A 14,522-nucleotide genomic window follows, 5' to 3' on the forward strand; every position below is an offset into this window, starting at 1 on the left:
AGATGAGTAATTTTATCATCATAAAGTTGCCTTTAACACAGTTGGTTAAGTTTTCGTAAACCGTACATTTCAATATTTACTAATTTCTTATTTGTACATTACAAAACAAATTACACTTTCCGATTATTTATTTTAAATCAACAAGTTACTAACTAAGGTAAATATAGGGGGTTATATATTCACCTTAAGGTGAATATATGGCCGATTCGTTATTGGAGCCGCAATTAATAAGGTTGTTAGAAATAATGGAAAATAAATTTGTAACTTGCTAAAAAATTATGTTACCTATAAATAAAAAATAAATTATGGGGTAATAATGAATAAGAGATATTCAGTAAAGAAAATAATGGCGAGTGATGGAAACAGATTTTGTATGATTTTGGATTCAAAAAACGGTTTGCCATTGTATTATCAAAATATATATCTTAGTTTGCTATATAAGCAAAAGAATAAGTCATTCAATACTGTATTGAGAAATGCTTACACTTTGATTGCTTTTGAAAATTATCTGATAGAATCAAATATAAATCTTATCGAAAGAATTAGATCTAAGACCTTCCTTAGCTTTACTGAAATCTATTCATTGTCAGAACAACTTAGAGTTAAAAATAAAAAACAAAAAGTTATAGATATAAAAGAGTATAAAAAGATCAATCAAGAAAATCTTCATTATAGATTGACAGTAATTAGTTCCTACATTTCTTGGATTTATGAATCATATTTTAGCACTACAATATATGAGACAAACATTATATTAAAAAGTGTTAATTTACTTTTTCGTAAACATAAACCTAAATTAAACTCTCAACTCTATTTGAATAATGATTTTAAGTCATTAGAAAAAGAGAGCTTAGACATTCTATTGCAATGTTTAGAACCTGAAAGCCAATACAATCCATTTGTTGATATCAGTTGCCGTAAAAGAAATCAACTCATAATCCTCATTCTTCAGGAAACTGGAATGCGAGGGGGTGAGCTATTGAACTTGAAAATTTCTGATTTTAACAAGGAGAAAAGATATCTTAAAGTTTGTAAAAGAGTGAATGACCCAGCAGATCCAAGGGTTTTTCAACCACTTGTTAAAACATTTGAACGAGAATTAAATATTAGCAAAAAATTGTCTATGCAAATCTCTTCATATATAGACAATGATAGGTCTTTCTATTCGAAAAGCTTAAATCATAATTACTTATTTATTACTCAAAAATCTGGTCCTACGGAAGGGTTTCCTCTATCAATAAGTGCATATCATAAGGTAATTAAGCAAATAAGTAGAATTGAATTCAATGGAGTATCTTTTCAAAATTTCACAGGGCATTGTCTACGGCATACATGGAATTATATTTACAGTTTGAAATACATAGGGGTCACTGATCAATACAGATTGACCCAATTAGATAGAATCAGATGTGTAAGAATGGGGTGGAAAATGAACTCCAAAACGGCTTTGATTTACAACAATCGTTATATTAGCGAAGAAACTTTAAAAGCTTTTGAAGAGGCAGACTTAGTAAATAATGAAATCATAAATAAAATTGAAGGAGAAATAGATGAAAGCATTAATGTTAGAAAATTACTTGGTGTTAAAAGCAAAAGACAGCAGAAATAATTTTAGTTTAAATGACAGTGTTTGGTTTCTGAGCAAAGATGTTAAATTAAATTTCTCATATTTCGAAAGCAACATTAATGCTAACTTATTAGCATCTATAAAAGAAACACTTGCATATACTGCTGTTAATTTTAGTTCAGCTTATGCAAGGAAGTTTTTCTTTTCTATAAAGAAACTTGTTGTTTTTAATCAAGGGAAGTTGGACAAATTTGATTATGGTTTACTAAATAGATTTTACAATGCGTATTACAAAATAAGTTATACACATGTTGAAAGTTTAAAGTACTTTTTAATAAAACTTTATGAACTAAATAATGAATTCTTAGATCAAGAAATGCTGGATTTGATTTCCAAATGGAAAGTAACTAAGCCCAACAAGACAACTGCCTACATTGAGCGAAAAGAGTCGTTAAGACCATTATCAGAGTATGAATTGAAGAATCTAATCGGGTGTATGACAAAGGAATACAAGGAAGGAAGTATGACTATGAATGACTACCTTTTAGTCATGCTAATGATATATTCAGGTAGAAGACCAATGCAGATAGCCCAATTAAAAAGGAAAGATCTCTATGTTAAAAAAAATGGTAATTATTTAAACATACCCAGATTAAAGCAAGGAGATAGTTTCAGAACAGAATTTTCAGAATTGCGTATAGGGGATAATTTGTTCAATTCACTATCAGAACTAAAATCAGTAGTTAAAGTTTTTGTGCAGAGTGAGGTAGGAGATATATTAACTGAAGAGGAATTAAACAATTTACCCCTATTTATTGATCCTTATTTTTTTAATTCAACTTACAAGCTTGATGAATTATATGAAAATAATTTCTTCAATTTGCATATGAGCTCTAAGAGAATAACCCGTAGGGTTCAGGCCGTTTGCAAGAGAGTAAGTAAAGATAAAAATAAAAAAATTAACTCTCGTCAACTTAGGGTTACATTAGCCACAAGGCTTGCACTTAAAGGTTATGGATTAGGAACGATAGCAAAAGCTTTAGATCATAGCAATTTGAAATCAGTATTATCGTATGCAAAAAACAATGAAGAGTTTTCATTCAGAATTGATCAGGCGATAAATGATTCAGTAAGTCCTTATATCGCTTCATTTTCAAAAAAAAGTGACGACATTACACTTGGATTGGTTGACGATTTGATAATCATAAAAGAGCTTACTAAAGAATTAATAGCAGGTTATACGAAGCAAGCAGAGTTTGAAATTTTAACGGATTTTTCCTCAATCTTAGAATGCAAAATAAATAAAATAGTTGAATTGCTCAACTGGGAGGGCATGAATAATGAGTTATTATAAGAATTATGAAGTCTTAGCTAATGAAGTAAAGACACAGGCAAAAAAAGAAAATATTATAAATTGGGATGATTTGTCATGGGGTAAAGGGGTTTCATTTAAAAATAACAATCACATAAAAAGATACAACGAAATGGGAGAACATTTTCAACAATTATCCAAAGTTATTATATATAGAGAATGCTTCCCTAATGTGGGCAAATCTTTGCTTTATTTGGCGACAATAAAGATAATGGAATATTCATTTATTAATATGAAAATAGAGCCACACATTGTCAATATTAACCCAGACATTATTAACGATATAATACTTCAAGGTGAAAAGAAATTCTCAAATGATCGGGCAGGGGCTATTGAGAAAGCATTAAAGAATATTTTAGATGTATTGGCTATCAATAATATAGTGAATCCAAAGCTTAGTAAGTTTAACTCCAGAGTGAGAAAAAATAGAAATAAAGCTATCAGGGATATTCCAGAACAAAATAGAGTTAAAAATAAATTACCAGAAGATAAAGTGATAGATCTTGTTGGTAGGGTTTTTAGTTCTAATGATAAAAGTCAAAGAGATATATTTACTACATCTATCATTGCACTGCTTCTTTGTGCTCCAACACGAATATCTGAGGTATTGAGCCTTGAGGTTGATTGTGAAGTAGAAGGGAAAGATAAAGAGGGGAAAGGAACCTATGGCATTCGTTATCATAGTGCAAAAGGCTATGGAGAAAGTATAAAGTGGGTTCCAAGGAATATGCACTCAATAGCAAAGTTATCCATTCAAAGATTAAAGGTATTATCCAGGATGGCAAGGTGTATAGCAAGCATACGAGAAAAAGGGGAGTTGGAGTTCTATAATAGTTTAGATACTGAAGAGAATGGAAGATATTTTCATGAAAAGTTGTATGAACTTTTAAATATAGATAGTAAGAAGTGCTTCAATGCTAAAACCAAAAATATTTTAATGCGGGTTGAGAGTGGGGTCCTTAGTGCAAAGGAATTTTGGAATGAAGTTTTTAATTATAATGATAAAACTAAACCCTGGGATACATTTTCAAAAGCGATAAAACTTAGTAATAGATTATTACTCCTAAATAAAGACCAATTACATTTGAAGAAAGGAGTCGATTTATTCTGTATCTTGCCCACAAGTGATAAGATATTTTATTCTGACTTTAAAAAAAGGTCAGAAAAGGAGACTACTTTAAATTTTTTTCAACGGCACAAGGCATTACATCCTAATGGTATGAAAGAGGTTTTTAGTAGTCATCAGCCAAGACACCTTTTAAATACTCTTGCTCAAAGAGCTATGCTTTCTGATATAGAAATAGCTTTTTGGTCAGGGAGGAAAAATGTCGAACAAAATAATGTGTATGACAATCGAACTTGGGAGGAGTTGAGACAAAACGAGCGAAGAGTATTGTTTGCTGATGAAATGATTTCGGAGTTAGGTGGAGGAAGTAAGGAAGAAATCATTTGCAAACTTAAAGACCATTTAAAAACACTTGAAGAAAAAAACAATTTATACAGAAGCCAATATAATTCACAGAAAGCAAACTATGTTGAAAGAGAAATTCAAGAAGTTGGTAGAGTTATAAATCATATTGTTAGTTATTATCTTAGAGGAGAACATAATGAGTAAAAAGTTTAACAAGGAAGATATTGAATTCGTTCTCGATAAAATAAATGGCTGGGAAGGCGATTTAACCTGGGTTAGTCTTTGTGATTCCGTAGAGGAACATTTCGGTAAAAAACCAACGAGACAGGCTCTTTCAAGACATACAGTAATAGCTTATGCATATCAGCAGAAAAAGAGAATTAAAGGTGAAACTGTTAAGCATATTAAAAGTGCTCAAAGTCTTGCCTATGCTTCGAATAAAATAAATAAATTAGAAAAAGAAAATGCGAGATTACTAAATGAGAATAATAGACTTCTTGTTATGGTTAGAGACCTTCAGATGGTCGCATACAGCAAAGGTCTTAGAGAAGATCAAATTTTTTCCCAAAACAAAAAATAATTTTAATATTAATAGGTTTTGTCTATTGATATTTTTTAAATGTGTGGTAACTATATATATTGTCAGGAAGACAAAATCAAATTTTGCAAGGATGCAATTTTATGGACAAAAAAAATTTTAATTCAGTCGTGACACTTGAAGAACAGCTTGTTGTCATCATAGATAAATACATATCAAAACGATATCAGCCACATGATAAAAGTTTTTCTCACCAGTTGTATTTGATATTTGTTGGGTACCATTTGAAATATTTTTATCCCAGACAGATCTACACCCGTTCTAACCGAAACATAGACAACATCATGACGATGTTTAGTTCAGTATATAAATGCCTTACAAGTAATCTGTTACAGCGATTAAACAATAAAGAAGCTGTTCTTAGAGAACTAAACTCTCTTGTTAATTATATAGATAATAATCAAGAAAAAGCAGAAGAAATCTATACAACCTTTAAAACTCAATATGAGATAAAAGCAATAGAGAAAGAACTAACCCATGAAGTTGTTAGAGTAAAAAATGTTAGATTATAAAAGCTCCCGAAAGGGAGCTTCATTTTACTAATTTACTTTATTAATAACTTCCTACTTGCCAGCCATCATCTGATTTTATTAATTTAACTGTTCCAGCTTGCTTTGTTCCGCTCATATCCATAATTATATTGCACTTATAGCTTATATCAGATTCTTTTGTGCAATCTACTTTTTTTACTGAAGTCAGATAGCTTCCAGTCCATTTTCGCATAGCTTTAAAAATATCATCTTGGGAAGGCTCACTGCTACATGCAGTAAGAACAAAAGCAGAAATAATAACAGCAAGAACCGAAGATATTTTCATTAGACTTGTTCCTGATTAAGTATTTTACTGGAGAATGCCAGATTTTGTATTGTTATTATCAGTAGAGAATGTCCATTTGCTTACGGTTTCTCCATTGAAGTCGATTTCGAGAGTTCTAGACTGAGTCTGGGAACCGCCCGTTAGCAAACCGACAACAGGGATAAAAGTCGAGGCATTGAACTGATTGTTATACATGAAATATCTCCATTGCTCGTTGCCATCGTCAAGAGTCGTTCTAGTGTCAGGCTCACCAAGTTGAGCAAGTAGCTCTGCCTTAGTTGTTTTGTTTTTAATTATTTTTGATTGTAGACTTTGAGCAGTTTCATTTTTAATCTTTTGGTTCCCTGATGTTGAGCAACCGGTAATTAAGCATATTGCAATAAAAAAGGATGTAACAATAATTTTTTTCATTTAATGATCCTTATTATATTTAACCAAGGTTAGCTTTTATGTGTGAAAACGGCTCTGTGTGCAAATTTCTTACGTAAATAAAATCTCAAAGAAATTGCTGATGCAAAATAGATAACGACAGTTAATATAAAACTTTGACTGATAGCGAATATGAAGAAAGCAATCGCTAACAGCACAATTCCTATTAGTAAAGCTAACCAAGCTGAAACGGCTCCATATTTGATGGTTGAATGACAACCGGTGCAGACAAGGACACCAAACGGACTCTCCTGAAAGCAGAACGGGCACTTAATTGTTTCGTTTTTCATATTAACTCCATTTTTACAATCGGTTCCTGATACTGCTATTGCTTAAAAATCATCAGGCTCTTTTCAGGGATTCTCGATGAATAATTATCTTTAGTAAAATCACTTGTACCGATCGATGTCTAAGTAGTGATAGGTATAGACTATCATACTCTCAATATCGATCTGTAATAACGATCAATATTTTCTTGACTAAACACAAATTGTTCACTAGAAGGCAAAGTGCGTTTACAGAATTAATTTGTAATTGACTGTTTATAAATGAATTTTTCTTGCAGGTTTAAGATGATGTGCTGAATAGACTTCTAAGAAGTTTGTAGGAGTCTTATGAAGGATGCTCTTCCCATAACTTCTGAGAAGCTCTATGAGCCGTTGTAATAAAGGAACCCATCTACTGAGTCTGTGATGCTTTTGCTGTTGTACTGCATTCTTTTGAAGAATCTTTTCTACAATCTCGTTTCGTTTGCCTTCTCTGAGTTGCAGTTCGAGTTCAGCAAGTTTTTCACTGATACTTTCCTTTCTCTCAGTGGTTTTTAAAACTGTTGCAGGAACAGGAACAGGAACAGGAACAGGAACAGGAACAGGAACAGGAACAGGAGCAACTGACTTGGCATTTAGTAGAAGTGGGTTGTCGCGTTCAGGTTCGTAGTTGAGGATCTTTTGAAGATTCGCCCATGAATACATCTTCCCAAGCTGGGAGGCTTTAAATGCGATGTTTTGATATTCGAACGAGAATCCATTCATCTTTCCTGTTTTTGAGACATTCGCCGTCCATGCAACCTGAGCTTCTCTGATTCTTTTGATAAAAGTTTCTAGATTGGGTTTATCCTTCAAACATTTATCAATGATCTGTTGCAGGGATTTCTTGGGGCAGGGCAAGCCTGTCCGTTGAGAAAGCATCTCTTCATTACGTGAAAGCTTACGCTTTGTTTGTTTCGGTTGTACTCTTACTGCTGGGGTTTGAGTAAGGCCATGAGCGATTTCAAGTTCCTGAATTATTCGGCCACTGACTAAACTCTCATGCCGACCAAGATGAACTTTACCAGACACGGCATCGACTCTATTAGCAATGATGTGTATGTGCTGACCCATACTGTCGTCGTGTAATACATAACAACGAAGATGAGTGTCACTGAACCCCATTTGATCCATGTAATCGTCAGCTATCAGCTTCCATTGTTCGTTTGTAAGCTCTTCACCTTTAGGAAGGCGAAGCGAGTTATGCCATGCAGGTTTTGCAATGTCGGTTCTGAGCCTACTGGCCGTATCAAACTCAGCTATCAGTTCATTGGCACAATCACCTGTCATGTTGCCACCTATGATACTGGGAGCTTCTCTATGGTGAGAAGCTGATTTCAACACATACTTCACGACATTGATAAAGTTCTTGTGTCTTTTTATCCGTTGCATTCCCTTCATAGGAATACCTACTTATCCGAATGACAAACAGAAGCTGTCAGGCACAAACGAAGTTCTTTGATCTGTTTCTTTACAGCGAAGATCTCTGTTTTAGTTAATTCACTATTGCTACTTTTTGTATCGAGATGAATGATTAACCTGTTTAGCTTTTGTGATATATCAGACAATGATTTCCATGCTTCAATATTTATTTCGGGAACAATGGCAGGAAGTTTATCAAGGGAAGTTAAACGAAGCCATTCACCTTTGCTTTTGTTTCCACGATTAGCATTCAGAAGCTCTAATTCGGCTTGATTGAATCGAACACTGACACAGTGTATTCGCAACGATTGAGCAGGGGGGATATGATTGTTGATTGGCTTAAAATCATTTGTATAGGATAAGGTTATTGTATTACTCATAGAAACTCCTTTTCATATGTGTATTCGATGACGGCGAGCAATCCTTGCACACCTCTAATACAGTTATAATAGAAATGCAATTTATGTCAATGAGTTAGGTAAGACTTAGACTTTCTTTTTCAACCGAAGGGCGAAAAACAAGGGACTAAGAGAAGCGGAGCTTCTCTTAGTCATACCTTGCAGATTATATTATTTACAGATTATATTATTTAATCCTCATTTCGCTGAGATAATATCATATTTAGTACAAACTCTTTTTCTTCGTAATCACTAAAGTCTTCAAAACCCCACTCATCCATTCTTTTGAATTGTGGGAAGAACTTAATGAAGTTATCAAAATTTTTTTGTTGACTAAATTCAACTTCATCGCTTTTAAATAAAGGTATTATGAAGATATAAGTTAGAAATGTATAATGAAATTCCCCTACGGCATAAGGAAGACCTTGTTTTTTGTTTTTAGAAATATAAACAATTAAGGCTGGTTCTGTGCAATAAAATTGGTAGTTTTTTAATATGGCTATTTTAGGAAGTTTTTCATAAAATTTAGTAGGTGATTTTATCCATTCTATAGTTTTATTGAATTCACTTAAGTCTTTCCTGTCATGAATGACACTTAAAGAAAACTTCACGAGTGATTTATAAATATTTTGTTTGCGAATTTTTTGATGGAAACATAAATCTACATTTTTAGGTGGTTCTGAATCAGAATTACAATTTTCTGGATTGGTTGGTGTATGTGCCAAAACGAAATCGACATGGCGGTCATGCCCATCAATAGTTCTATTAATATATTCAAAGGAAAAGTTTTTCCCTTTTATTTTAGAAACCTTGTTGTCTTTGTTTTTCACTCTAAAAAATGATGAGTATAATTTTAAGTATGTATCTATATCTCTTTCAATGTTCTGGTCGAAATATTCATTGCAAAGATCACACTCTTCATTGAGAATTATTTTTTTATTGCCAAGAGACTCTGAAATTGCATGAGCTTCTTTTGAAAATGTTGTGGGCTTCTCGTTTTTATTATTACAAAATCGACATACTCTGTTAGCTTTGAATCCTTCGCCAATCTTTTTCTTTCCTTTTAATTCCTTCGGGTCAATCCCATTCATAGAATATTGATCTATAAAGCCACTAAAATTAGAATTAAAACTTTCAATATAGGCATCTTTACTTAATTTATCAAGATGGACTAATGAAAGAGATGTTTGTAATTTAATTAATTGGGTCTGATTAACATTTTCTATCACTGGTAATAGATAAAAATTTTCATTTTCCTCAAGGGTATTAATAAAAGTGTTTAATCGGTTCAGATTTGGAGATTTGTTTTTATATTTATTAATGTATTGGTTAATTCTAAATCTAAGCTCTTTGGTGTTTTTTATTAACGACAACACACATCCTATATCTTTATCGAATTCATATTTTGGGTCTAAAGCAAAAGTTATTTCACTCATTGAAAGAAAAAAATCATATGAATCAGACATTATCCCTAACATATGATGCTTATTCTTTGATATGAAGTTGAACCAAATTCTAATTTGTATTTGATACATTATAGCGATCCTTTTCTTAATAAATGTAGTGTCATGTATCTCAGTTCATGATAAGCCAAGATAATTGAAGTCAATAGTCTTTTTTAAGTATGCTGGGTGTATATTTAATTGCATAAAATAAAGTTATTTAGTTAATTATCAATTAGTTACAGTATTGAAATTATACTGCTGCATCATAGGGGTATGGGCGTCAAGGTTCTCTAGTGTACTCATCAGTTTATGATGTCCATTTTCTTAAGTTTTAATGAGTTAGCGGAGTTTATTGTTCTCATTACGTCGCACTCCGCCTCATTGGTTCCTGTGAAACTCTGCATTTCTTTTCATCTGTACATAGGCAGCATGATAACGGAGTCTGAATGTCAGGAAAACAAGAAGGAAGAGGTGGGGCCAGAGTGGGTGGCATAGTGAAGTTAAAGATGGGGAATTGCGTGCTTATGGCAGCATAGCGGCGAGCTTTGTTCGATGTCTGCTATCTGTCCCAGAAACGCCATGAAACATATTGTTTCTTCAATATGTTTAGCTATTTTCTATCATGACATGGATTGAATTTATTTTAATGTTAATTAAATGTAATATAATTTACAATTATTCAACGGCCATTTTTTATAGTTTTTAATCTATTAATAACCTTTCGTAATTTGTTTTTAGGATGTATCTCAATGCTCTGCGAGTTAATTTTCTGGGCTAACAATGTTCGCGAGGTTAAATGTTTTTTTAATTGCCTGTTCAATGTATTACTTTTTACATGGAAAATGATTTGATAATCTTTTGTCGACCAGGGGATCTGGCTTTAATTAAATCTTAAATAGTGGCGATTTAATTATTAAAACGGATTTTACGGTGATGCGGAGGGCTGCAGGTCGTTGGGCAAATATAATACCACGACTTTATCGCTCTTTACTTTTTAGGATAAAAATTTATAACGCAGGAATTTTCTATGAAACTGAATAAAGTTGCTATGGCTGTGGCATTAACTGCTGCTCTCGGTTCTATGTCTGCTCTGGCTGATACAACTAACGGTCAGATTGAACTTCAGGGTGAGCTGGTCAATACCGCTTGCGGCTTAGCCCCGTCGTCCAGCCCGGTAACCGTTGATTTTGGTCAGGTTCCTGTTTCCCTGCTGCAAGGCGGTGGTCAGGCAACTGAAACCAAAAACATCGAACTGCAGTACTGCGATACCACCATTGCCAGCAGTGCCGTTGTTTCCTACACCCCGACTTCGGTTAACCCGAACGATCCTACTCTGGCAGCATTCACTTCTGGTTCCGCATCTGGTGCGGGTATCGGCCTGAAAGACAGCGCTAGCCAGACTGTTACCTGGGGCGCGCAGACGACTCCGGTAACTCTGGTTGATGGAACTAACACCATTCCTTTCGTGGCCTTCCTGAAAGCAGAAGCAGCAGCAACCGGTTCTACAACTACCGTGACCGCTGGTGCATTCCAGTCAACGATCAATTTCACTATCGATTATCAATAATCGATTTTGAGTTATCGTTCGCGGGGAGATTTCTCCCCGCGATATTTGGCTATATACCAGATAATATGGAATTCTGAGTATGGTAAAGGATACAGAGAAAAAGAGACTGATAGGGTTATTCGTATCTGTATTGCTCTTTTCCGGACATGCTTTGAGTACTAATTTTACCCCAGGAAAGCTGGAGCTTTCAGGCGAGCTGGTTGCCGCCGCATGTGATATTGATCCTGACTCGCGAGAGCTATGGGTGGATTTTGGCAATATATCCGCTCGCGATATTAATATGGATCAAGAGGGCAAGCTTACCCGGCCTTTTCTGGTGCGCTTAATCGGCTGCGAGTCTTTCGGCAGTGATAATCAGTCAAGTCCAGGCGCTTTTGCCACGATTACCTTTACAGGAAACGCCTCTTCGCAAGATTCTACGGTATTAATACCTGATGGCGAAGGAAAAGGGTTTGGTATACAGATTCGCGATCGCCATGGAGAGGTTTTAACCTTTGGGGAACCCTCTTCGGGATATCTTTTGAGTGATGAGAATAATACGCTGAAATTCACCGCTTCACTGGTTCCGGTTCAGCAACATATTAAGGCAGGGGATTTCTACGCCGTCACTCGTTTCTTTATGGATTATAACTAGAAACAAGCCAGTTATTCTTGTTTTAGCTTGTTTGTCGCGCACGATATTTTACTGAATGATTCGGGATGAATAGTCATGTCAGCAGAACAAAAAATAAAAATAAACGTAATCCTCTCTCAGATACTTTTCTTCTGCTGCACTTCTATGGCTTGCGCTTCCTCGGATGTAGAATTCAATACCGACGTACTGGATGCCGCCGACCGCGGCAATATTGATTTAACCCGTTTTGCTACCGATAACTATGTTCCTCCAGGCGAATATCTCTTAGACATTAAAATTAATGGCCAGGCAGTGGGGCAGCAAAAAGTTCGTTATCTGGCCTCCAAAGACGAGAAACATACCCAAGCCTGTATTAACGGCGAAATTCTCTCAAGATTAGCGTTGAAAGAGGAAGCACAACAGAAGGTTGCACAGCCGTTTGCGGATTGCTATGACCTGCTGAGTCTTCCTGGCGCCACGTTGAGTAACTATGCCGGGGTGCTGGACATCACCGTCCCGCAGGCATGGATGAAATACAATGATCCAAACTGGGTGCCACCAGAGCGCTGGGACCAGGGAATTGGTGGGTTTCTGCTCGACTACAGCCTGACCGGGCAATATACCCGCCAGCTTGATATGCACGAAGATTACAGCACCTTGAGCGGCTATGGTCAGACCGGGGTCAACCTCGGTGGCTGGCGTTTGCGTGGTGAATATCAGACCAGCTATTACAGCTCGACGCACCAGTTCGATTTCGACATGAATCAGGTCTACGCCTATCGTCCGCTGCCGATGCTGGCGGCAAAATTGACGGCAGGGGAGATCTACCTCGATTCTCAGGTCTTCGACACCGTACGTTTTACCGGGCTTAATCTCGCCAGCGATGAGCGCCAATTGCCGCCGAACTTGCAAGGTTATGCGCCAGAAATTCGCGGTCTGGCCAAGACTAACGCCAAAGTGACGGTGAAGCAGAGCGGGCGCATTATTTATGAAACCACGGTCCCTGCCGGGCCGTTTAATATCCAGGACTTACGTAGTTCTGTGCGCGGTACGCTGGATGTACAGGTTGAAGAGCAGGATGGTTCAATCTCCACTTTCCAGGTCAACACCGCCAATATTCCTTATCTCACGCGTCCGGGCTATGTGCGCTACAACGTGGCGATCGGTGCGCCATCCCGCTACAGCCATAAAATTCAGGGACCGGGATTCGCTTCTGGCGACTTCTCCTGGGGGATAAGCAACGCCTGGTCGCTATATGGTGGGCTACAAAGCGCGGGGGCTGAATATACTGCGGTTTCCGCTGGTATTGGTCGTGATTTAAGCGTTCTTGGCGCGCTCTCGCTGGATGCCACAGAATCTTATAGTCAGCAGTCGAATAAGAAACGACTTAAAGGCACCTCATTTAAGCTGAGCTATGCGAAAACCTTTGACGAATATAACAGTTCAATTACCTTCGCCGGATATCGCTTTTCTCAGGAAGATTTCCGCTCTTTCTCGCAATATCTCAACGAGCGTTATGAGGGATATGACAGCCTTGGTCGCGAAAAAGAAGTTTATACCATTACCGGGAATAAAACGTTCTGGGCCGATGAGCCGGGCAAGGCGACCACTGTATTCCTGACCTATACCCACCAGAATTACTGGAATCGCAGCAGTCAGGATCGCTACGGCATCTCTTTAGGGCGCTCGTTTAACGTCGGTAATATTCGCGGGATCACCACCAATATTTCAGCATATCGTTCTGATTATGAAGGACGTAAAGACGACTCGATCGCTATTTCGCTTTCTGTTCCGGTTGGCGATAGCAAATGGAGTGGTCTGGACGTGCAGACCAATAACGGCAAAACCAGCCCGATGCTCTCATATACCGATAGCAGCGACTACAACAACCTGTGGCGACTGCGTGCAGGGGCGAGCTAGAGCGGTTATGCCAACGTCGACGGCTATTATCAGCGCCGCTCGCAGTATGCCGAAATCAACAGCAACGCCAGCTATCAGCAGGATCACTATATCTCTCTGAGCAGCACTCTGCGCGGCGGCTTTACCGCCACCCGACATGGCGCGGCGATCCACAACAGCGGCGCGACGCTCAACACCGCTCGCGTGATGGTGAATACCAACGGCATCGGCGACGTCCCGCTAAATGACGGGAAATCAAGAACTAACAATTTCGGTATTGCCGTTATTCCGGACATCGTGAGCTACAACAGCTTTGATACCCGGGTTGATGTCGATGCGATGTCGGAATCGATTGAACCGGCAAAAGCCATCAGCACCGCCACGCTGACCGAAGGCGCTATCGGCTATCAGACCTTTGGCATGGCGAAGGGCGAGAAGATGATGGGCATTATTCGCCTGGCTGACGGTACCTATCCTCCGTTTGGCGCCGAGGTTATTAACGGCGATGGCGTTAGCGTGTCGATGATTATGGAAGGCGGACAGGGATGGCTGGCGGGCGTGAACCCACAAGAGGCGCTAAGCGTGATGTGGAGCGGGAAAAAGCAGTGTCAGATAACCATTCCGCCATCTATAGAGCGTCGTTCGACAACCGCGCTATTGCCGTGTAAATGACAGTGACA

The 14,522-nt window shown here is 37.2% G+C and carries 13 protein-coding genes and 1 pseudogene; 8 read left to right on the forward strand and 6 right to left on the reverse strand.

The annotated features are described in order from the left end of the window. Positions 1-316 precede the first annotated feature (316 nt). The 5 genes from HV213_RS06765 (at position 317) to HV213_RS06785 (ending at position 5,460) form a co-directional block, all read left to right on the forward strand. A complete protein-coding gene (locus HV213_RS06765) occupies positions 317-1,609 on the forward strand; it encodes a tyrosine-type recombinase/integrase (RefSeq protein WP_174260720.1) in 1,293 nt (430 codons plus the stop codon). Next, the gene (locus HV213_RS06770; protein WP_060617478.1) at positions 1,551-2,921 is read left to right on the forward strand and encodes a site-specific integrase; all 1,371 of its coding nucleotides are present in this window, start codon (positions 1,551-1,553) and stop codon (positions 2,919-2,921) included. Before HV213_RS06765 ends, HV213_RS06770 begins: the two co-directional genes overlap by 59 nt. Next, positions 2,908-4,554, forward strand: coding sequence for a hypothetical protein (locus tag HV213_RS06775; protein ID WP_063249548.1), 1,647 nt, complete (start codon positions 2,908-2,910; stop codon positions 4,552-4,554). The genes HV213_RS06770 and HV213_RS06775 overlap by 14 nt, the downstream gene beginning before the upstream one ends. Next, on the forward strand, positions 4,547-4,930 hold the full coding sequence (locus HV213_RS06780; protein ID WP_060617476.1) for a hypothetical protein: 384 nt from the start codon (positions 4,547-4,549) through the stop codon (positions 4,928-4,930). The genes HV213_RS06775 and HV213_RS06780 overlap by 8 nt, the downstream gene beginning before the upstream one ends. Positions 4,931-5,031: 101 nt before the next feature. Continuing rightward, positions 5,032-5,460: a hypothetical protein gene (locus HV213_RS06785; protein WP_060617475.1), complete on the forward strand. Its 429-nt coding sequence runs from the start codon at positions 5,032-5,034 to the stop codon at positions 5,458-5,460. Positions 5,461-5,500: 40 nt separating this feature from the next. Here HV213_RS06785 and HV213_RS06790 read toward each other — a convergent pair whose 3' ends face one another. The 6 genes from HV213_RS06790 to HV213_RS06815 all read right to left on the reverse strand — a co-directional run bounded on the left by HV213_RS06790 (position 5,501) and on the right by HV213_RS06815 (position 9,853). Next, positions 5,501-5,764 (reverse strand): hypothetical protein, encoded by a 264-nt coding sequence (locus HV213_RS06790; protein WP_001514484.1) that lies wholly within the window; start codon positions 5,762-5,764, stop codon positions 5,501-5,503. Between the two features lie 24 nt (positions 5,765-5,788). Continuing rightward, positions 5,789-6,175, reverse strand: coding sequence for a hypothetical protein (locus HV213_RS06795; RefSeq protein ID WP_001547654.1), 387 nt, complete (start codon positions 6,173-6,175; stop codon positions 5,789-5,791). A 29-nt stretch (positions 6,176-6,204) separates the two neighbouring features. Beyond that, complete coding sequence (locus tag HV213_RS06800; protein WP_060617474.1) at positions 6,205-6,483, reverse strand: hypothetical protein; 279 nt, start codon at positions 6,481-6,483, stop codon at positions 6,205-6,207. 252 nt (positions 6,484-6,735) lie between these two features. After that, on the reverse strand, positions 6,736-7,899 hold the full coding sequence (locus HV213_RS06805; RefSeq protein ID WP_181485127.1) for a relaxase/mobilization nuclease domain-containing protein: 1,164 nt from the start codon (positions 7,897-7,899) through the stop codon (positions 6,736-6,738). Between the two features lie 8 nt (positions 7,900-7,907). Then, on the reverse strand, positions 7,908-8,300 hold the full coding sequence (locus HV213_RS06810) for a hypothetical protein (RefSeq protein ID WP_060617472.1): 393 nt from the start codon (positions 8,298-8,300) through the stop codon (positions 7,908-7,910). A 209-nt stretch (positions 8,301-8,509) separates the two neighbouring features. Next, positions 8,510-9,853 carry an HNH endonuclease gene (locus HV213_RS06815; RefSeq protein ID WP_060617471.1) on the reverse strand — a complete coding sequence of 448 codons (1,344 nt, stop codon included), beginning with the start codon at positions 9,851-9,853 and terminating at the stop codon, positions 8,510-8,512. 937 nt (positions 9,854-10,790) lie between these two features. On the opposite strand from HV213_RS06815, the gene HV213_RS06820 reads away from it, so the two are divergent. The 3 genes and pseudogenes from HV213_RS06820 to HV213_RS06830 all read left to right on the forward strand — a co-directional run bounded on the left by HV213_RS06820 (position 10,791) and on the right by HV213_RS06830 (position 14,514). After that, complete coding sequence (locus tag HV213_RS06820; RefSeq protein ID WP_181485128.1) at positions 10,791-11,330, forward strand: fimbrial protein; 540 nt, start codon at positions 10,791-10,793, stop codon at positions 11,328-11,330. Between the two features lie 79 nt (positions 11,331-11,409). Continuing rightward, a complete protein-coding gene (locus HV213_RS06825) occupies positions 11,410-11,964 on the forward strand; it encodes a fimbrial protein (RefSeq protein WP_142513222.1) in 555 nt (184 codons plus the stop codon). Between the two features lie 75 nt (positions 11,965-12,039). Further along, positions 12,040-14,514 (forward strand): annotated as a pseudogene (locus HV213_RS06830) (fimbria/pilus outer membrane usher protein). Positions 14,515-14,522 lie beyond the last annotated feature (8 nt).

Origin of the sequence: Klebsiella sp. RHBSTW-00484, assembly GCF_013705725.1 — a bacterium.
Lineage (GTDB): Bacteria > Pseudomonadota > Gammaproteobacteria > Enterobacterales > Enterobacteriaceae > Klebsiella.

What these genes read in the sequence shown, in the direction of transcription:
- HV213_RS06765 (WP_174260720.1), top strand. Translation starts at nt 317, where the DNA reads ATGAATAAGAGATATTCAGTAAAGAAAATAATGGCGAGTGATGGAAAC.
- HV213_RS06770 (WP_060617478.1), top strand. Translation starts at nt 1,551, where the DNA reads ATGAAAGCATTAATGTTAGAAAATTACTTGGTGTTAAAAGCAAAAGAC.
- HV213_RS06775 (WP_063249548.1), top strand. Translation starts at nt 2,908, where the DNA reads ATGAGTTATTATAAGAATTATGAAGTCTTAGCTAATGAAGTAAAGACA.
- HV213_RS06780 (WP_060617476.1), top strand. Translation starts at nt 4,547, where the DNA reads ATGAGTAAAAAGTTTAACAAGGAAGATATTGAATTCGTTCTCGATAAA.
- HV213_RS06785 (WP_060617475.1), top strand. Translation starts at nt 5,032, where the DNA reads ATGGACAAAAAAAATTTTAATTCAGTCGTGACACTTGAAGAACAGCTT.
- HV213_RS06790 (WP_001514484.1), bottom strand. Translation starts at nt 5,764, where the DNA reads ATGAAAATATCTTCGGTTCTTGCTGTTATTATTTCTGCTTTTGTTCTT.
- HV213_RS06795 (WP_001547654.1), bottom strand. Translation starts at nt 6,175, where the DNA reads ATGAAAAAAATTATTGTTACATCCTTTTTTATTGCAATATGCTTAATT.
- HV213_RS06800 (WP_060617474.1), bottom strand. Translation starts at nt 6,483, where the DNA reads ATGAAAAACGAAACAATTAAGTGCCCGTTCTGCTTTCAGGAGAGTCCG.
- HV213_RS06805 (WP_181485127.1), bottom strand. Translation starts at nt 7,899, where the DNA reads ATGAAGGGAATGCAACGGATAAAAAGACACAAGAACTTTATCAATGTC.
- HV213_RS06810 (WP_060617472.1), bottom strand. Translation starts at nt 8,300, where the DNA reads ATGAGTAATACAATAACCTTATCCTATACAAATGATTTTAAGCCAATC.
- HV213_RS06815 (WP_060617471.1), bottom strand. Translation starts at nt 9,853, where the DNA reads ATGTATCAAATACAAATTAGAATTTGGTTCAACTTCATATCAAAGAAT.
- HV213_RS06820 (WP_181485128.1), top strand. Translation starts at nt 10,791, where the DNA reads ATGAAACTGAATAAAGTTGCTATGGCTGTGGCATTAACTGCTGCTCTC.
- HV213_RS06825 (WP_142513222.1), top strand. Translation starts at nt 11,410, where the DNA reads ATGGTAAAGGATACAGAGAAAAAGAGACTGATAGGGTTATTCGTATCT.